This window comes from Halorubrum sp. B52, from assembly GCF_059752555.1.
Genome location: NZ_MWTG01000008.1, coordinates 501,928 through 519,949, shown reverse-complemented (window position 1 = coordinate 519,949; position 18,022 = coordinate 501,928). Strand labels below are relative to the sequence as shown.

The 18,022-nt window shown below is 68.9% G+C and carries 18 protein-coding genes; 2 read left to right on the top strand and 16 right to left on the bottom strand.

What is annotated here, in order from left to right; genetic code table 11:
* Positions 1–3: 3 nt before the first annotated feature.
* From B4V04_RS08440 to alaS, 4 genes are all read right to left on the bottom strand, one after another.
* A complete protein-coding gene (locus B4V04_RS08440) occupies positions 4–1,899 on the bottom strand; it encodes a PINc/VapC family ATPase (RefSeq protein WP_498230781.1) in 1,896 nt (631 codons plus the stop codon).
* Between the two features lie 103 nt (positions 1,900–2,002).
* Positions 2,003–2,719, bottom strand: a complete 717-nt coding sequence (locus B4V04_RS08435) for a type 1 glutamine amidotransferase (RefSeq protein WP_498230779.1) — start codon at positions 2,717–2,719, stop codon at positions 2,003–2,005.
* A 126-nt stretch (positions 2,720–2,845) separates the two neighbouring features.
* On the bottom strand, positions 2,846–3,652 hold the full coding sequence (locus tag B4V04_RS08430) for an alpha/beta fold hydrolase (RefSeq protein ID WP_498230778.1): 807 nt from the start codon (positions 3,650–3,652) through the stop codon (positions 2,846–2,848).
* Between the two features lie 30 nt (positions 3,653–3,682).
* Entirely contained in the window at positions 3,683–6,463 is a 2,781-nt protein-coding gene (alaS, locus tag B4V04_RS08425) for an alanine--tRNA ligase (protein ID WP_498230777.1), read from the bottom strand.
* 130 nt (positions 6,464–6,593) lie between these two features.
* Here alaS and srp19 point away from each other — a divergent pair, with 130 nt between their 5' ends.
* Both srp19 and B4V04_RS08415 read left to right on the top strand, forming a co-directional pair.
* A complete protein-coding gene (srp19, locus tag B4V04_RS08420) occupies positions 6,594–6,872 on the top strand; it encodes a signal recognition particle subunit SRP19 (RefSeq protein ID WP_498230775.1) in 279 nt (92 codons plus the stop codon).
* 2 nt (positions 6,873–6,874) lie between these two features.
* Positions 6,875–7,105 carry an H/ACA ribonucleoprotein complex subunit GAR1 gene (locus tag B4V04_RS08415; protein WP_498230849.1) on the top strand — a complete coding sequence of 77 codons (231 nt, stop codon included), beginning with the start codon at positions 6,875–6,877 and terminating at the stop codon, positions 7,103–7,105.
* A 1-nt stretch (position 7,106) separates the two neighbouring features.
* On the opposite strand, the gene B4V04_RS08410 is transcribed toward B4V04_RS08415, so the two are convergent.
* From B4V04_RS08410 to B4V04_RS08355, 12 genes are all read right to left on the bottom strand, one after another.
* On the bottom strand, positions 7,107–7,457 hold the full coding sequence (locus tag B4V04_RS08410) for a hypothetical protein (protein WP_498230773.1): 351 nt from the start codon (positions 7,455–7,457) through the stop codon (positions 7,107–7,109).
* 94 nt (positions 7,458–7,551) lie between these two features.
* Entirely contained in the window at positions 7,552–9,084 is a 1,533-nt protein-coding gene (locus B4V04_RS08405; RefSeq protein WP_498230772.1) for an NADH-quinone oxidoreductase subunit N, read from the bottom strand.
* Positions 9,077–10,609: a complex I subunit 4 family protein gene (locus B4V04_RS08400; protein ID WP_498230770.1), complete on the bottom strand. Its 1,533-nt coding sequence runs from the start codon at positions 10,607–10,609 to the stop codon at positions 9,077–9,079. The genes B4V04_RS08405 and B4V04_RS08400 overlap by 8 nt, the downstream gene beginning before the upstream one ends.
* Positions 10,606–12,648 carry an NADH-quinone oxidoreductase subunit L gene (gene nuoL / locus B4V04_RS08395; protein WP_498230768.1) on the bottom strand — a complete coding sequence of 681 codons (2,043 nt, stop codon included), beginning with the start codon at positions 12,646–12,648 and terminating at the stop codon, positions 10,606–10,608. The genes B4V04_RS08400 and nuoL overlap by 4 nt, the downstream gene beginning before the upstream one ends.
* Before the next feature lies 1 nt (position 12,649).
* Complete coding sequence (gene nuoK, locus B4V04_RS08390; RefSeq protein WP_144799402.1) at positions 12,650–12,970, bottom strand: NADH-quinone oxidoreductase subunit NuoK; 321 nt, start codon at positions 12,968–12,970, stop codon at positions 12,650–12,652.
* Positions 12,967–13,329 carry a hypothetical protein gene (locus B4V04_RS08385; RefSeq protein ID WP_498230767.1) on the bottom strand — a complete coding sequence of 121 codons (363 nt, stop codon included), beginning with the start codon at positions 13,327–13,329 and terminating at the stop codon, positions 12,967–12,969. The genes nuoK and B4V04_RS08385 overlap by 4 nt, the downstream gene beginning before the upstream one ends.
* The gene (locus B4V04_RS08380) at positions 13,326–13,592 is read right to left on the bottom strand and encodes an NADH-quinone oxidoreductase subunit J (protein ID WP_004049822.1); all 267 of its coding nucleotides are present in this window, start codon (positions 13,590–13,592) and stop codon (positions 13,326–13,328) included. The genes B4V04_RS08385 and B4V04_RS08380 overlap by 4 nt, the downstream gene beginning before the upstream one ends.
* 49 nt (positions 13,593–13,641) lie before the next feature.
* On the bottom strand, positions 13,642–14,103 hold the full coding sequence (locus B4V04_RS08375; protein ID WP_004596401.1) for a NuoI/complex I 23 kDa subunit family protein: 462 nt from the start codon (positions 14,101–14,103) through the stop codon (positions 13,642–13,644).
* Between the two features lies 1 nt (position 14,104).
* Positions 14,105–15,178, bottom strand: a complete 1,074-nt coding sequence (locus B4V04_RS08370) for a complex I subunit 1/NuoH family protein (protein WP_498230764.1) — start codon at positions 15,176–15,178, stop codon at positions 14,105–14,107.
* A complete protein-coding gene (locus tag B4V04_RS08365; protein WP_498230762.1) occupies positions 15,178–16,842 on the bottom strand; it encodes an NADH-quinone oxidoreductase subunit D in 1,665 nt (554 codons plus the stop codon). The genes B4V04_RS08370 and B4V04_RS08365 overlap by 1 nt, the downstream gene beginning before the upstream one ends.
* Positions 16,839–17,537 (bottom strand): NADH-quinone oxidoreductase subunit B, encoded by a 699-nt coding sequence (locus B4V04_RS08360; protein ID WP_498230761.1) that lies wholly within the window; start codon positions 17,535–17,537, stop codon positions 16,839–16,841. The genes B4V04_RS08365 and B4V04_RS08360 overlap by 4 nt, the downstream gene beginning before the upstream one ends.
* Positions 17,537–17,953 carry an NADH-quinone oxidoreductase subunit A gene (locus tag B4V04_RS08355; protein WP_144799406.1) on the bottom strand — a complete coding sequence of 139 codons (417 nt, stop codon included), beginning with the start codon at positions 17,951–17,953 and terminating at the stop codon, positions 17,537–17,539. Before B4V04_RS08355 ends, B4V04_RS08360 begins: the two co-directional genes overlap by 1 nt.
* Between the last annotated feature and the right edge of the window lie 69 nt (positions 17,954–18,022).

The window sequence follows — 18,022 nt, the reverse complement described above, 5'->3', positions numbered from 1 at the left end:
GCGTCAGCGCGCCGGAACGACCGTCACGGTCCGCTTGCGGTCGATCGCGTCCTCCAGCTCTTCGGCGATGGCGGAACCGCGAGACACCTGCACCTCGCCGCCGCGGCCGACGGTGGCGGTGAACAGGTACTCGCCGTCCGCGCGCACCTCTACCGTCTCGCCGACGCCGTCGTCGACGTCGATGACGACGTGTCGGGACGTGATCTCCGGCTGGACGACGGTGCCGCGCTCCTCGCCGACCTGTCCACCCAGACCGTCCCCCTGCTCGTTCGCGCCGCGGCCGTCGCCGCCGGCGCCACTGGACCCCTTCGGCTTCTCGTCGTGGGTGCGGACGTCGATCTCGATGCCGAGCCGGCTCTCGATGTCGCTGATACGGCCGCCGCCCTTCCCGATGACGGTGCCGATGTCGCCCTCGGAGACGTACACGATCGCCTGGTCGTTCCCCTCGAGCTCGACGTCGACGTGGCCGTGCGCGACCGACCGGATCTCGCGTTCGATCTCCTGTTTGGCGATGCGGCCGACGCCGGTCTCGCTCTCCTCGCCGTCATCGTCGTTCAGCGGGACGGTGACGACCTGCCGGTTGAACGTGTAGATCTCGTACTCCGGCCGGCCGGTCTCGAAGTTCGACACCTGGATGACCGGGCGCGCGAGGTCCTCGGCGGTGAGCCCCGCGGGCACCTTCACCTCCGTGGTCACGTCGTAGACGGTGTGGACCTCGCCGGCCTCGATGTACACCACGGTGTCGACGATCTGGGGGATCATCCCCAGCTCGACGCGGCCGACGAGCCGCTGGAGCGCGTCGATGGCGCGAGAGGCGTGGACGACGCCGACCATCCCGACCCCGGCCATCCGCATGTCCGAGAACACCTCGAAGTCGTTCGTCTTCCGCACCTCGTCGTAGATGGTGTAGTCGGGGCGGACCAAGAGGAGGGAGTCGGCCGTGTTCTCCATCTCGCCGCCGAGCGCGCCGTACTGGGTGATCTCCGGGCCGACCTGGAGGTCGCGCGGCTTCTCCATCGTCTTCACCGCGTAGTCGTTCTCGTTGAGGAACTCCGCGACCGCCTGCGCGAACGTCGACTTCCCGGCGCCGGGCGAGCCGGAGATGAGCACGCCGCGCTTCCGCTCTTTGAACCGCTCGCGGAGCTCGTCGGCGAACTCGTAGTCGTCGAGCGTCGTCTTCGCGATCGGCCGGACCGCCGTGATCTCGATCCCGTCGGCGAACGGCGGCCGCGCGACCGCAATGCGGTAGTTCCGGAACTGGACGATGTCCATCCCGTCGTCGGAGAGCTCGATGAACCCCTCGTTGGACTGACGGGCGAGGTCGACGATCGCGGTCGCCCACTCGTCCATCCGTTCCTCGCTCGTCGGCTCCTCGTCGATGACCTCGTACCGCATCTCGCCGAGCGACCCGCGCTTCGCCTTCGGCTTCGTCCCCGTCTTGAGGTGGACCGACATCGTCTCGTCGGTGAAGAACTCCTGGATCGGGAGCTCGTCGACGACGCCGCGGGCGACCGGCTCGACGTACTCGACGTCGATCCCCTTCGCGCGGGCGACCTCCGCCTGCACGATGTCGCTCGAGAGGAGGGTCGCGTCGTGGTCGGCGGCGACCTCGCGGATCAGGGCGTCGACGTCGCCCTCGTGAGCGCGCGAGCGGGCGTCGCCGCCGGCGCGCTCGCCGACGTACCGCAGCTCGATCGTCCCCTCGTCGGCGAGGTCGGCGAGACGCTTGAGCTCGCTCAGGCCGTCCCATCCCGACTCGAGCCCGTCGTTCGCCTGCGACTCCAGCTCGCCGACGACGGCCTCGGGGACGAGCACCGTCGCCCCCTCGTAGGTCCCGTCCGCGACGCGTTCGGACACGCGGCCGTCGACGACCGCACTGGTGTCCGGTACTACGTTCATACCGCCGTTCCGGGCGGGAGCGGTATAAGCGTGTTCGACCCGGTCGACATCCTCTCTCGGCAGACTGAGCGGGACGATTCCGCGACTCCGGCGGCGCGACCCCTCAGTCGTCGGCCGCCGCCCGCGACCCCCGTTCCGCCCGTAGCCGCCGGGCGTACTCGGTGAAGTTGTCGAACAGGCCCTTCACCTCGCAGGCGGCGTCGTGCGCCGTCGGGGTGATCTCCTCGAGGACGGCGTCGACCCGCGCGTCGCCGAGCCGCTCCCGTTTCCCCTCGGTGACCTCCCGAGCGGTGTCGACGTCGTACTCCGGGTGGAACTGCACGCCCCAGCAGTGGCCGTCGCGGAACGCGTGGACGCCGTGGTCGTTCTCGGCGAGCAGCGTCGCGCTCGGCGGGAGCTCGACCACCGCGTCGCCGTGGGTGGTGAACGCGGTGAACTCCTCGCTCACCCCGTCGAACAGCTCGTCGTCGCCGCGCCGGCGCACCGCGTTGTACCCGATCTCGAAGCCGTCCATTCCCGCCACGCGCCCGCCGAGCGCCTCCGCGAGCACCTGGTGGCCGTAACAGACGCCGAGCACCGGGACGCCGGCCGCCGCGGCGTCCGCGACGTAGTCGACGAGCGGGGGGATCCACGCCTCGTCCCAGTAGACGGACGACCGCGAGCCGGTGACCACCACGCCGTCGAAGTCGGTGTGGTCGGGGAGGTTCCCCTCGGTCGCGTCGAACTCGACGAGGTCGGCGTCGAGCTCCCGCCGGAAATTCCGCCGGGTGTCGGCGCCGTCGTGGGCCGCGTTCAGCAGGGCGAACCGAAGCCGTGTCATTGCCCTCACCGAGGCGCGACGGACGCAAAACGGTTGCGGCGACGGGAAGCGCTACCGGCGTCGGGGAGGGCGCGGACGGGGCTGCCGCCGGACGCGAAGCGGTTGCCCGGGGATTCGGGCCGGAGCCTACCCGGAGAACGGGTCGGCGCCGTGCTCGGCGAGCCACCCGGACAGCGCGTCGTTGACCGCGGCCGACGCCTCAACGCCGACGAGGTGGCGCGCGCCCTCGACCGCGCGGAGCTCGCCGCGGGGCAGCCCCTCCGCGAGGGCCTTCGCCGCCGACGCCGGACAGACCGCGTCGTCGGTCCCGTGGACGACGAGCGTCGGCGTCGTGAGCTCGTAGAGCCGGTCGGCGACGTCGAACGACTCGACGGCCGCGCGGTGCGCCTTGAACGTCTCGCGGCCGGCGTCCTCGGCGAGCCGCCACTCGGCGATCCGCCGGACGGCGTCGGGGTGCGCCTCGCGGAAGTCGACGGAGCACAGGCCGTGGAGCGACCCCTCCACCGCCGCGGGGTCCGAGGGGTCGGCCCACACGGCGTCGGGTTTGTAGGCGTCGCCGGAGGGCGGCGTGCCGACGACCGTCAGGCTCGCCGGGCGCGAGGAGGCGAGCGCGGCCGCGAGCGCGACCATCCCGCCGAGCCCGTAGCCGACGAGGTGGGCGTTCCGGACTCCCTCAGCGGCGCACACCGCGTCGACGTCGGCGGCGAGGTCCGCGACCGCGTACGGGCCGGGCGGCGCGTCGGAGTCGCCGACGCCGCGCGTCTCGGGCGTGATCACCGTGTGCGGCCCCGCGAGCGCGGCGTGCTGCCAGCCGAACTGCCAGGCGCCGAGCCCGACGTCGCCGCAGAAGACCACCGCCTCGTCGGGGTCACCCGCGTCTGGCGCGTCGACCTCGTAGCGGATCGAGACGCCGCCGTTGTTCGCATATGGCATGTTGGGGAGTATCGGGCGCGAGTGCGTCGCTCAGGCCTCCTGCAGGTTCCGAAGCACGTCCGGCGCCGCCGCGAGCGCGTCGTCGAGCGCGTCGACGTCGGGGCCGCCGCCCTGCGCGAAGTCCGGCGGTCCGCCGCCGCCGCCGCCGACGCGGCCGGCGAGCTCGGCGACGACCTGGCCGGCGTTGACGTCGACGCCGTCCGGGACGCCGACGACGAAGCTCGCGGAGCCGTCGGCCCCGCTGCCGACGACCGCGATATTCCCGTCGTCGACGTGGGCGTTCGCGGTCGCGCGCAGCTCGTCGGCGTCGCCGTCGAGACGCTGGATCACGGCCGTGATGCCGCCCAGGTCGACCTCCTCGGCGTTGGCGCCGCCGGAGGCCCGCGCGGCCGCGAGCTCCTCTTTCAGGGACTCGATCTCCTTGCCCCGCGCCTTCCACTCCTCGAAGAACCGCTCGGCCGTCTCGGGGACGTCGAGCGGGTCGACGTCGAGCACGTCCGCGGCGTCGTACAGCGCGTCCTCCGTGCGCTGGGTCGCCTCGATCGCCGCGCCGCCCGCGGCGAACACGATGCGCTCGACGCCGTCCTGCACCGGCTCCGTCTTCAGCACCTTCACCGCGCCGATCTCGCCGGTCCGATCGACGTGAGTGCCCGCACACGCCTGCACGTCGGCGTCACCGACGTGGATCAGGCGGACGTTCGTTCCCGGCGGGACGCCGCCCTGGTACAGGTCGAAGCCGTGTTCGGCCTCGGCCTCGTTGCGGTCGGGCCACTCCTGGCGCACCGGCACGTCGTCGCGGACGAGCTCGTTGGCGACGCGCTCGATGCGCTTGACGTCCTCGCGGGTGATCCGCTCGTAGTGGCGGACGTCGAGCCGCGAGGAGTCGATCCCCTTCTGCGCGCCGGCCTGCCGGACGTGCTCGCCGAGCACCTCGCGGGCGGCGTGGCCGATCAGGTGCGTCGCCGTGTGGTGCGCGCGGAGCCGGTCGCGGCGCTCGCCGTCGACCTGTCCCTTCACGAACTCCCCCTTACCGGGGTCGGCGTCGGTCCGGTGGAGCACGACGCCGCCGTCCTCCTGTACGTCGACCACGTCGACCGTCGTCTCGCCGACGGTGAGCTGGCCGCGGTCGGCGGGCTGACCGCCTCCCTCGGGGTAGAACATCGTCTGGTCCAAGACGACGTCGTACCCCTCCTCCCGCTCGAACACGTCGAGGACGACCGCCTCGAACTCGGTGCGGCCCTGGTCGTCGTAGAACAGCTTCTCCGTCTCCGGGAGGCTGCCGAGCCGCTCGTCGGCCTCGTCCCCGGCCTCGTCGCCGTCGGCCTCCTCGTGGCGGTCGGCGACGAGCGCGTAGAAGTCGTCCGGCACGTCGACGGTCGCGCCGCGCTCCTCGGCGATGTCGGCGACCATGTCCGGCTGGATCCCGTGGGAGTCGTACAGCTCCAAGAGCGTCTCGGTCGGGATCGGCTCGCCGGTGCCGGCGTACTCGTCCGCGAGCGACTCCACCTTGCGGGAGCCGCGCTCGAGCGTCTCCCGGTACTTCCGCTCCTCGGTGCGGACGATCTCGCGGATCGTGTCGCGGTTCTCGTAGCCGAGCCGCTCCGCCTGCATGTCGACGAGCTCGTCGAGCGGGGCGTCGACGTCGACCTCGTCGACGAGCCGCTTCGTCCGTCGCAGCACCATCCGCGCGAGGTAGCCCGTGCCGACGTTCGAGGGGACGATACCGTCGCCGAACATGTACGCGAGCGTCCGGGAGTGGTCGGCGATCGCGTAGATGGATTCGAGGGGCTCGACGAGCTCGCGGAGCCGATCGACGTCGACGTCGAGCCGGTCGGCGATCTCGCCGCGCGCGGCCTCCACGTCGTCGACGTCGTCGATGTCGAGCCGACCGGAGAGCTTCGCGGCGCGGTGGACCAGCTTCCGTTCCTCCTCGGTGTGTTCGATCCCCGCGTTCTCCTTCAGGAACTCGATCGCGTCGGGGTACACCGCCTCGTACACGGTCGCCGTCCCCTGGCTCATCCACGTCCACCGCTCTAACCCGTAGCCGGTGTCGACGATGTACGTGTCCATGAACGAGTACGTGTTCCCGTCTTTCATCTCGTACTCGCCGTCGGGGTCCCGCTCCATGCACATGAAGACGAGCGTCGCCAGCTCGGCGCCCTTGTAGATCACTTCGATCGCCGGCCCGGCGTTGCCGCCGCCGACCCACGGGTCCTCGATGTACGTTATCTCCTCCAGATCCGCGCCGAGGCTCTCGAACAGCTCGTCGCAGTACGCGACGGTCTCGTCTTTCCAGTACACCTCGCCGTGGTAGGCGTACTCGTCCTCGTCGACCTCCTCGCGCGTGTTGAACGCGTGGTGGGCCATCATCTCGAACGCCATCGTGTGCCGGCCCGTCTTGCCGACGTTGTCGATGTCCTGCATCCGGATACAGGGCTGCGAGATGGTGAGGGGGTTCGCCGGCGGCGGGGTCCGCCCCGACGTGACGAGCGGCTGGAAGTCGTAGATCGACGCCTGCGTCAGGAGGACGTCGTCGCGCCAGCGGTTCGCCGCGACCGGGTACGGGTCGATCCGCTCGTGGTCGTGCTCCTCGAAAAAGGAGAGGAACGCCTCCCGCATCTCCGACAGCGAGTACGACTCCGGAAAGCCGGGGTCGTCGATGAAGCTGTAGTCCTCACAGGGCGGCTCCCCGCAGAGTTCGCGGTCGCCGTCCCGGGTCCAGAAGTGCGCGCCGCAGGAGGTACACTCCTTCCGGACGAACCCCTCCTCCTCGAAGTAATCGAGGCGGTACTCCGCTTCGAGATCGCTCATTAGGGGAACGTGACCCGTGTTCGTGCAAAAGGGTTCCGGGGTGGGTCGCGGCGGGACGAAGCCACCGCGACCCGCGACGCCGGCCGCGCGCGTCCGAAACGACCTTAGGCCGCGCGCTCGCCTCTCCGGTATGGTCGAGAACGTCGTCTATCCCGCGTACTTCGACGCCGAGCGGTCGCGCTCGGAGGGCCGTCGCGTCCCGGCGGACCTCGCGATCCCCGAGCCCACCGTCGACGAGATCGCCAAGGCGGTCCAGCAAGTCGGCTACGACGCGGTGATCGAGCGCGACAAGACGTACTCCCGCGAGTTCGAACCGCGGGGCGCGGTGGTCGTGCGGGGCACGGAAGACACCGCGAAGAACGACCTCGTGCAGGCGGTCGCCGCCTACCTCGGGGTCATTCGCGAGTGACGATGCGACGCGTCGGCACCGTCGTCCGCACCGCCGGTGGGCTCGCGATCGCCCGCGGCGACCGCGGCGAGGAGCCGCCCCGGATCGGCGCGGCCGTCGTCGACGAGTCGCTCTCGACGGTCGGCCGCGTGGTCGACGTGTTCGGTCCCGTCGACCGGCCGTACGTGGCGGTCACCCCGAACGACGGCGACGGCCTCGCCGCGCTCGTCGGCGGGAAGCTGTACGCGCGCTGACTCAGTCCCCGGCCGACGCCTCGCCCTCGCCGGGTGACGATTCCCCTCCCCCGGCCGACGCCTCTCCCTCTCCAGCCGACGACTCGACAACGTCGAAGTCCGCCAGCGTCTTGGTCGAGCGGACGAGCCGCTCCGAGACCATCAGCTTCTCCGTCCGGTCCAGCCGTTCCCAGTCGATCTCCGCGGGAGGCGACTCCTCGAACGCTCGGAACTGTTGAAAGGCGGCGTCGTTGACGAACCGCTCGAACGAACCGCAGTTCGGACACGTCACCGAGAGGTGCGACGTGTCGAACTCCCGGCTCACGGTGTTGTCCAGACAGTTCAGACAGCGGTACGTCCGATCTCTGCTCATACCCGATCGAGGCGCCGGACGCGGGAATACCTGCGGGTACCGGACGGTCGGGGCGGAACGAACGAGTCAAGAACCGAAAGCGAGACGCGAGGGGTTAGAACAGCGCCGACGCGGCCGCCTCGGCGGTCTCGATGACCGGGCCGAAGCCGGGTAAGAGCAGCACCGTCGCGACCGCCGCGAAGACGACCGCGGCGTACAGCGCCGTCGGCCGCACGTCGATCGCGTCCAGCGCGGTCGGCGACGCGGGGTCGTCGATGAACAGCGCCTTCACGACCCGGCTGTAGTAGTACAGCGAGATCACGCTGTTGACGGCGCCGATCGCCGCCAGCCACAGGAAGCCGTTGTCGATGGCGCCCATGAACAGGAAGTACTTCGAGAAGAACCCGGCGAACGGCGGGAGCCCGGCCAGCGAGAACATGAACACGGCCATCGCCGTCGAGGCGACGGGCGCGCGCTCGGCCAGCCCGGCGTAGTCCTCGAAGGTCCGGCCGACGCCCCACCGCTCCGCCATCGCGACGAAGAGGAACGCGCCGGTGTTCATGAAGCCGTAGACGAGCAGGTGCGCCATCGCCGCGCCCATCACCGCGCCGTTACCGCTCCCGTCCGCGGAGAGCGCCGCGACGCCGATGAGCGCGTAGCCCGCGTGACCGATCGAGGAGTACGCGAGCATCCGCTTGACCTCCTCCTGGACGGCCGCCGCGAAGTTCCCGAGCGTCATCGTCACGGCCGCGAGGATGCCGAACGCGAGCACCCAGTTGATGTTCGCGGAGAGCGACGCGCCGACCGGGAACGCCTCCGTGAACACGCGGAACGCGACCACGAAGCCGGCCGCCTTCGACGCCGACGAGAGGAACGCGCTCACGGGGGCGGGCGCGCCCTCGTACGCCTCCGGCGCCCAGAAGTGGAACGGGACGGAGGCGGTCTTGAACGCGACGCCGCCGAGGATCATCACGACCCCGAGGCCGGCGATCCCGCTGCGACTGCCGATCCCGTCGGCGTCAGAGGCGATGTCGCCGAGGACCCCGGCGACCTCGCCGAGCATCAGCGACCCCGTCGCCGCGTACACCAGCGAGATGCCGAACAGGAAGATCGCCGAGGAGAGCGCCCCGACGAGGAAGTACTTCAGCCCCGCCTCGACGCTCCCGCGGTTCTGCTTGAGGAACGCGACGAGCACGTACGACGGCAGCGACACCATCTCTAAGGCGACGAACACGACCGCGAGCGAGTTCGCGACCGCGAGCAGCGACATGCCGGTCGCCGCGAACAGCGTCAGCGAGTAGAACGTCGCCGGGTTCGGGTGGTCGTGGAAGTAGTCGTGGGCCGCGACGACGACGAGCGACGTCACGGACGCGAAGATGGCGGTGAAGAACAGCGCCATGGTGTCCACCTTGACCGCGTCGGCGAACAGCAGGATCGCGCCGCCGGTGTCGCCGGAGCCGGTCCCGGAGGCGACGAACCACACGGTCGCGGCCAGCGAGGCCAGCGCGCCGAGCGCGCTCACGACCGCCATCGAGGTGTTCGACCGGGTGTCGGGGCGGAGGGTGTCGACGAGCAGCAGCGCGAGCCCGGTGAATCCGAGCAGCAGCACCGGCAGCAGCGCCGTCGCCTGCGGGAGCGTGTTAACCATCGACGCTCACCCCCTCGACCACGGGAACGGCGGCGTCGCGGATCATCTCGAAGAAGATGTCCGGCGCGACGCCGAGGACGATGATCGCCACCAGAAGCACCGCGAGCGGGGCGACGTCGTGGAACGGCGCCGGACCCACGTCGTAGTCGGTCGAGAGCTCGAACGGCCCGAACAGCGTGCTCTGCATCGCCGACAGCAGGTAGCCCGCGACGATGACGATACCGAACATCGCGAGCGCCGTGAACAGCGGCGCGTACGGGAGCGCCGGCGCGGAGAACGACCCCACGAAGATGAAGAACTCGCCCGCGAAGCCGGCCATCAGGGGCAGCCCCATGTAGCCGAACGCGCCGGCGACGAGGATGCCGACCGTGACCGGCATCCGGTCGGCCATCCCGGCCATGTCGCCGACCATCCGCGTGTGGGTCGCGTTGTAGACGACGCCGACCGCCATGAACATCAGCCCCGAGATGAGGCCGTGCGCGACCATCTGGAACGTCGCACCGCCGACGCCGTACTCGGTGAACACGACGAGCCCGAGGATGACGTACCCCATCGACGAGACGGAGGAGTACGCGACGATGCGCTTGAGGTCCTTCTGCGCGAGCGCTAACATCGCGCCGTATATGACGCTGATCACGGCTATCGCCGCGATCGGGATCGCGAGCGCGGACGCCTGATCGGGCAGCATCGTGAAGTTGAACCGGAGCAGCGCGTACGTCCCCATCTTCAGGAGGACGCCCGCCAAGAGCACCGACACGGGCGTCGGCGCTTCGACGTGGGCGTCCGGCAGCCACGTGTGGAACGGAACGACCGGGACCTTCACCGCGAACCCGAGGAACATCGCGAGGAACGCCCCCGTCGCGATCGCCCCGGGCGCGATCCCGAACCAGGTCCCGAGGCCGCCGTTCGCGATCGCCGCCGTGATCTCCGGGAGCGCGAACGAGCTCACGGAGTCGCCGAGCGCGAACACGAGGCTCATGAACCCGATGAACATCAGCAGCGAGGCCGCGTTCGTGTAGACGAAGAACTTGATCGCGGCGTACTTCCGGCGGGGGCCGCCCCAGACGCCGATGAGGAAGTACATCGGGACGAGGACGGCCTCCCAGAAGACGAACCAGAGGAAGAAGTCCAGCGCGGTGAACACGCCGAGCAGGTTCGCCTCCATGAACAGCATGAGCCCGTAGAACTGGCTCTGCCGGGAGTCGATCGGCGTCCACGCGCTGAGGATCGCCAGCGGGACGAGGAACGTCGTGAGCACGACGAGCGGGAGGCTGATGCCGTCCAGCCCGACGAACCACGAGACCGAGCGGCCGCCGACTTCCAGCCACTCGATCTGCGTTTGGTAGGCGATCTCGCCGCCCGTGAGGGCGTTCCCGGAGGCGTCGAAGCCGGACCAGAGGTACAGTGAGCCGGCGAACGGGATCAGGCTCAAGGCGAACGCGAGCCGCCCCGCCCACGCGTTCGGCGAGAGCATGACGACGAGCGCGCTCGCGAACGCGACCGCGATGAGCGCCTCGACTATCACAGGAACCACCCCCCGGTGACGCCGAGCACTAAGATCAGCGCGACCAGCCCGAGCGTGAGCAGCGCGGCGTACTGCGAGACGACGCCGTTCTGGATCTGCCGGATCCGGTCACCGCCGATGAGACTCACCGAGGAGACGCCGTTGACGACGCCGTCGATGATGCCCTGGTCGAAGGTGTCGGCGCCGCCGGCGACGTCCTCGGTGCGATACGCGAGCCATACCTGCAGTTCGTCGAGGTAGTAGTTGTTGTACAGCACGTCTTTGATCCCGCCGAGTTTCGCCGTGTGCTCCGTCGGCGACGGAACGTTGTAGAGCCGCCACGCCACCAGCAGACCGGTCAGCGCCAGTCCGAGCGAGACGGCCGCGCCGACGAGAACCGTGGCGACCTCGCCGCCGACGACGTACTGGCTACTGTACGGCCCGATGTCGCCGTAGTGGTGCGAGGAGAGCCCCTCGATGCCGCCCCACTCGTTGTCGAGCCAGCGGTGGAGCAGGTCGATCCCCTCGAGGCCGAGGACCTTCTGGACCGGCACCATGTTGATGAGACCGGTGACGACCGCGAGCGAGCCGAGGACCGTCAGCGGCCCCTTCACGTTCCAGCGAACGGGTTCGGGGTCGCGCGCCGTGTCGGTGCGCGGCTCGCCGTGGAAGGTTAAGAACACCATCCGGAAGGTGTAGAAGGCGGTGACGGGGACCGCGAGCAGCCCCATCAGGTAGCCGCCGAACAGCAGCGGCTCGCCGGGCGCGTGGACGAGCGCCTCGTAGAGGATCTCGTCTTTCGACCAGAAGCCGGCGAACGGGAAGATGCCCGCGAGCGCCAGCGACCCGGCCAGGAAGGTGTAGTACGTGACGGGCATCTTCGATTTGAGCCCGCCCATGTCCCACATGTCCTCGTTGTGGTGCATCGCGATGATCACCGCGCCGGCGCCGAGGAACAGCAGGGCCTTGAAGAAGGCGTGCGTGGTCAGGTGGAAGACCGCGGCCACGTAGCCGCCCGCGCCGAGCGCGAGCATCATGTAGCCGTACTGCGAGATGGTGGAGTACGCGAGCACCTGCTTCAGCTCGTCTTTCACGACCCCCATCGTCGCCGCGAACAGCGCGGTGAAGCCGCCGATGAAGGCGATCACCGCGAGCGTCGTCGGCGTCAGCGCGTAGAAGCCGTACATCCGCGCGACGAGGTAGACGCCGGCCGCGACCATCGTCGCGGCGTGGATCAGCGCGGAGACGGGCGTCGGGCCCTCCATCGCGTCGGGGAGCCAGGTGTGCAGCGGGAACTGCGCCGATTTCCCGACGACGCCGCCGAGGACGAGCAGGCCGACGACGGTGAGCCACGTCTGCAGCTCGACGCCGCCGGGCGTCCACGCGACCGATCCCTCGCCGGCGAGCGCCGCCTCGGCGAGCGCCGGGAACGACTCCGGCCCGGCGAACTGCGCCGTGCCGAACGTCCCGATGACGGCGACGACGCCGACGAGGAAGAAGTAGTCGCCGAAGCGGGTGACGAGGAACGCCTTCTTCGCCGCCGACGGCGGGCCGGGCTCACGAAAGTGGAACCCGATGAGCAGGTACGAGCAGAGCCCGACCAGCTCGAAGAACATGAACGCCATCAGCAGGTTGTCGGCGACGACGAAGCCGAGCATCGACGCCGTGAACAGGCCGAGCCCGGCGTAGTAGCGCGGGAGGCCCGTCTCGCCCTCGTCGTTCATGTAGCCGAGCGAGAACACGTGCACGAGCAGCGCGACGAGCGTCACGATGACGAGCATGAGCGCCGACAGCGGGTCGACGAGGATCCCGAAGGAGAGCTCGACGTCCGTCGGGCCGATCCCGCCGGCGCTCGCCCACGTGTAGATGGTTCGGTTCGCCGCCGCGCCGCCCGCGACCGTCGCGAGCACCCACAGCGAGAGCAGGAACGAGCCCGCCGTCGCCGCGATGCCGCCGAACGCGCCTCCCTTGGGGAGGTACTTGCCGGCGCCGAGCGCGATCAGGAACGAGAAGAACGGGAGGAGTACGATCGCCGGAACGTATGAGAACACGTCTATCATGTTACCACCTCATCTCCGTTGGGACGGTCACGTCGGTGACCCCGAAGTTGCGGTACAGCACGAGGATGATGCCGATACCGATCGCGACCTCCGCGGCGGCGAGCGCGATGACGAACAGCGCGAACACCTGCCCCGTGAGGTCGCCGTAGTACAGCGCGAAGGCGACGAAGTTGATGTTCGCCGCGTTCATCATGAGCTCGACGCTCATCAGGAAGTACAGCGCGTCGCGCCGCGTGAGTATGCCGAACAGACCGATACAGAAGACCGCGGCCGAGAGCAGCAGGTACCACTCCGGCGGGATCGAGGAGGCGACGGCGGTCATCGGCGCTCACCTCCGTCGCGGCCGCCGTCGGTGAACGCCTCCCCCACCGCGGCGATGATCGATCCGCCCTCCTCGCGTTTCGCCAGGTACACCGCGCCGTCGACGGCGACGTCGAGGGCGACGGCGGCGATCAGGAACGCGGCGAGGAACCCCTCGGAGGGGATCGTCGCGACGTCGTACTCGCCGAGGTTGAAGAGGGCGTACCCGATGTTGTGGACGACCGACGCGTCGGCAGGGAATCCGGCTCCCGCCGCCGCGAAGTCGGCCGACAGCGCGGTCAAGGCCATCGTGGCGAAGAGAAGCCCGACCGCAGCGGCGGGGACGACGCGTCCGCCCCGGCCCGAGTCGTCGTCGCTCATGCGCTATTCACCTCCGTTTCCGTGTCCGATCGCGTGAGCATCACGGCGAACGTGACCAAGATCAGAACCCCGCCCACGTAGACGAGGATCTGCATGGCGGCGATGAACTCCGCCTGTAACATCACGTAGTGCACCGCGACGCTCGTCAGGGCTCCGCCCAGCAGCAGCGCGGCGTGGAACACGTCGCGCGCCAGGACGACCCCGAGGCCGAACGCCAGCGTGACCGCGGCGAACAGCCCGAACGCGATGGTAGCATAAACCATTGTGTTTGTCTCCTATGAGAGTCCCTTTGAAGATTTCGAGACGCGCCCGCTACTGGTAGTCGACCTCGCCGTCGCCCTCCCCGATCCACGCGCCGCGATCGGGGTTCCGGGACTCCAGCGGGTCGATTCCCTTGTACCACGGGACGTTCTTGAGCTGTTCTTTGTTGAACACGAAGTCGTCCTTCGTGTCCGCGGTGAACTCGAAGTTCTGCGTCAACAGGATCGCGTCGACGGGGCAGACCTCCTCGCAGAGCCGGCAGTAGATGCACTGCCCGATGTGGAGGTTGTACTGCTCCCCGTTGCGCTGGTCGTCCTGCACGATCTGGATCGTGTCGTTCGGACAGACGTTCTCGCACTGGCGGCACCAGATGCACCGCTCCTGGCTGAACTTGTGAACGCCGCGGAACCGCGGGCTCACCTCGGGCGCGTCCTCCGGGTATTCCACCGTGAACGTCGACCCGTCCAGCGCGTGTTTCATCGTCGTCGCCATGGATTTCATGAGTCCGATCATGTTACGCGATCACCCCCACGATTACGGCCGTGAGCACCAGGTTCGCGAACGACAGCACCAGCATTCCCTTCCAGCCGATCTCGATCAGCTGGTCGATACGGACGCGCGGCAGCGCGGAGCGGGCCCACTGCGTGAACAGGAAGAAGCCCCAGATCTTCACCACGAACCAGATGAAGCCGATGCTCTCCGGGCCGGGCCCGGAGGCGCCGCCGAGGAACGTCACGGCGAGGATCGCGCCGCCGAGGAAGATGTGGACGAACTCGCCGAGGTAGAACAGGACGAAGTACGCGGAGGAGTACTCGGTCTGGTAGCCGGCGACGATCTCCGTCGGCGCCTCCGGGATGTCGAACGGGTTCCGCCCGATCTCGGCCATGTTCGCGGTGAGGAACAGCACGAACGCGAACGGGTTCACGAAGGCGTACCACGCCGGGATGTCGATTCCGGCGATCGTCACGAGCGTCGTCGTCTGGGCGCCCACGATGCCGCTCATCTGGAGCGTGCCCGCGAAGATCACGACGGACATCGCCGTGACGATGAGCGGGATCTCGTACGCGAGGTTCTGCGCGACCGCGCGGAGCCCGCCGAGCAGCGAGTACTTGTTGTTCGACGCGTAGCCGGCCATCACCAGCGATATCGAGGCGATGGAGGCGAACGCGAACACCAGCGCGAACCCGACTTCGGGGTCCGCGAGGTGGAAGTTGATCGGGCCGAGCCGGCCCATCGGAATCACGGCGAAGCCGAGCAGCGCCGACGCGGGCAGGATGATCGGCGCGATGTCCCACGAGGGGCGGTCGACGCCCTCGGGGACGATGAGCTCCTTCGCGAGCAGCTGGACCGCGGACGCCGGGATGATCAGGAGGCCGAACGGCCCGACCCGGTTGACCGCGATCCGGTCGGTGAACGCCGCCGTGATCTTCCGTTTCGCCCACGGACCGGCGACGCCGGTGAACGCGAGGACGATGTTCCCGACGACGGCCGCCGCGATCAGCGCCGCGACGACCTCGCCGAGCACGCCCGGGAGCCCGAACGTCTCGGCGAGGAACTCGGGGAACAGCTGTGCGGGCGCCGTCCCCATCAGCGGTCCACCTCCCCGAGCACGATGTCGAGGCTCCCGAGCGCCGCGATGACGTCGGGGATGTACTCCCCGTTGGCCATCTCAGGCAGTGTCTGGAGGTTCGAGAAGCACGGCGACCGGATCTTGAACCGGGCCGGCTTGTCGGTGCCGTCGGAGCGGATGTAGATGCCGAGCTCGCCCTTCGCGGCCTCGACGGCCCGGTAGATCTCGGCGTCGTCGTCGGGGCGGAGCGTGCGCGGCACGTTCGCCTGAATCGTCCGCTCGTCCTCGGGCCAGTCCTCGAGGAGGTCGACGCACTGCTCGATGATCTTCGCGGACTCCTCGACCTCGCGCATCCGGACGAGCAGGCGGCTGAAGTTGTCGCAGCCGTCCTCGGTGACGACGTCCCAGTCGAGCTCGTCGTAGTAGCCGTACGGATCGTCGCGGCGGAGGTCGAAGTCGATCCCCGAACCGCGGGCGACGGGGCCGGTCGCGCCGTAGTTCTTCGCGACGTCCGGCGGGAGGATTCCGGTGTCGATCGTCCGCATCTGGAAGATCTCGTTAGAGGTGACGAGGTTGTGGTACTCCTCGACGGACTCCGGTAGCTGGTCGAGGAAGTCGCGGGTCTTCGAGAAGAACTCCTCGCGCGGCTCCGGCAGGTCCCAGACGACGCCGCCGAGCCGGAAGTAGTTGAACATCAGCCGCTGGCCCGTCAGGTCCTCCAGCAGGTCCTGCACGCGCTCGCGGTCGTTGATGGCGTACATGAACGTCGCCGTGAAGTCGCCGTTCACGTCGAGCGCGAACGTCGCGAGCGCGAGCATGTGCGCCGCGATCCGGCACATCTCCGCGCCCATCGTCCGGATGACCTGCGCGTACTCGGGCACCTCGATCTCGGCGAGGTCCTCGGCCGCGCGGGCGTACGCCCACTCGTTGAGGAGCCCGGCCGAGATGTAGTCCCAGCGGTCCGGGTACGGCATGATCTGGTGGCGGTACGTCCCGGACTGCGCCATCTGCTCCTCGCTGCGGTGGAGGTAGCCGATGTCGGGCTCGACGTCGACGACCTGCTCGCCGTCGAGCGTCGTCTTCAGGTGGAGCACCCCGTGAGTCGCCGGGTGGTGCGGCCCGATGTTGAGGAACATCGTGTCGGACTCGGCGTCCTTGTGGTGCTCCTGCAGCGGGTTCGCGTGCTCCGGCAGCGTGGCGATCTGCGGCCGGTCCTTGTCGTAGTCCATCGACAGGGGGTGGCCCTGCCACGTCTCGGGAAGGAGGATCCGGCGCAGGTCGGGGTGGTCGTCGTACTCGACGCCGATCAGGTCGTACGCCTCCCGCTCGTGCCAGTCGGCGGTGCGGAAGACGGGCTCGGCCGACTCCGAGACCGGGTCGTCCTTGTCGGCGGGGACGACGACGCTGACCTCCTGGGTCGGGTCGTCGAACTTCTTCAGGTGGTAGATCGATTCGTAGCGGTTCTCGTACTCCTGGGCGGTGACCACCGAGAGGTGGTCGTACCCCGCCCGCTCTTTCAGGATCGAGAGCGTCTCCTGGACGGTGTCCGGGCGGATGACGAAGCCGGGGGCGTTCAGGTGGTCGTCGCGCTTGACGACGAGGTCGCCGAGGAGCGCCTCCAGCTCGTCGGGGGTGCGCTCGATCGCCGCGTCGTCGGTGGTGTCCGGTCGTTCGAGGCTCATGGCGAATCAGCGAAGTTGTACCGCATGACGAGTTCGTCGTCGTCGATCTGGTCGGCGAGCTTGTCGACGAGCTCGTCGCGTTCGAGGTCGGAGAACTCCTCCAGCTCGTACGGCTTGACCGTCACGGGCGCGGCCTCGCCGTTGGCGACGCGCTCTTGGAGCTTCACGACGCCGTAAACGAGCGCCTCTGGACGGGGCGGGCAGCCGGGGACGTGGATGTCGATCGGGATGACCTCCTCGGCGCCCTTGATCACGTTGTACCCCTCCTGGAACGGGCCGCCGGAGATGGTACACGAGCCCATGCCGACGACGAACTTCGGCTCGGGCATCTGGTCGTAGACGCGCTTCATCCGCGGCGCGAACTTCGAGACGATCGTCCCGGGGACGATCATCACGTCGGCCTGCCGCGGCGACGCGCGGGGGACCCCGCTCCCGAACCGGTCGAGGTCGTGTTTCACGGCGTAGGTGTGCATCATCTCGATGCTGCAGCAGGCGATACCGAACTGCAGCATGAACATCGAGGAGCCGCGACACCAGTTCAGGAACTTGTCGAACTTGGTGAGGATGAACGGCGAGGAGCCGAACGCCTCGCGGAGGCGGGAGTTGAACCGGTCTCCCTGCCCGGTCATCCGGGCGTCCCGAGTTTTAGTTACGACCTGCGATTCGTCGGTGATAAATGGTTGATCGCTGCTCATTAGTTGAGGTCACGCTCCGTTTTCCGTCTGGTCGCGCGGGGGCTCCGGGCCCAGCTGATCGCCCCCGACCGCCACGCCCAGACGAGCCCGATCGCGAGGATCCCGACGAAGGCCAACATCGGCCACATGAGGGCGGTCATCGGCACGCCCGCCTCGATCGCCGGGCGGTAGATGACGGCCCACGGGAACAGCAACACGGTCTCGATGTCGAACACGACGAACAACAGCGCGACCATGTAGTACTGGATGTTGAACCGGATCCGGGTCCCGCCCGTCGGGGTCTCGCCGGACTCGTAGGTGGTGCTTTTACCGGTCTCAGGCACGCTCGGACGGAGTAACGCCGACACGGTCATCATCCCTATCGGGATGAGCAGGCCGACGGCCGCCAAGGCGCCGATCGCTATCCAATCGCTCATATAGGTCTCCGTAACGTGCGGGGATTTGGACCGCCCCCTCATAAGCGTTGAGTCTTCAGGACACCGCTC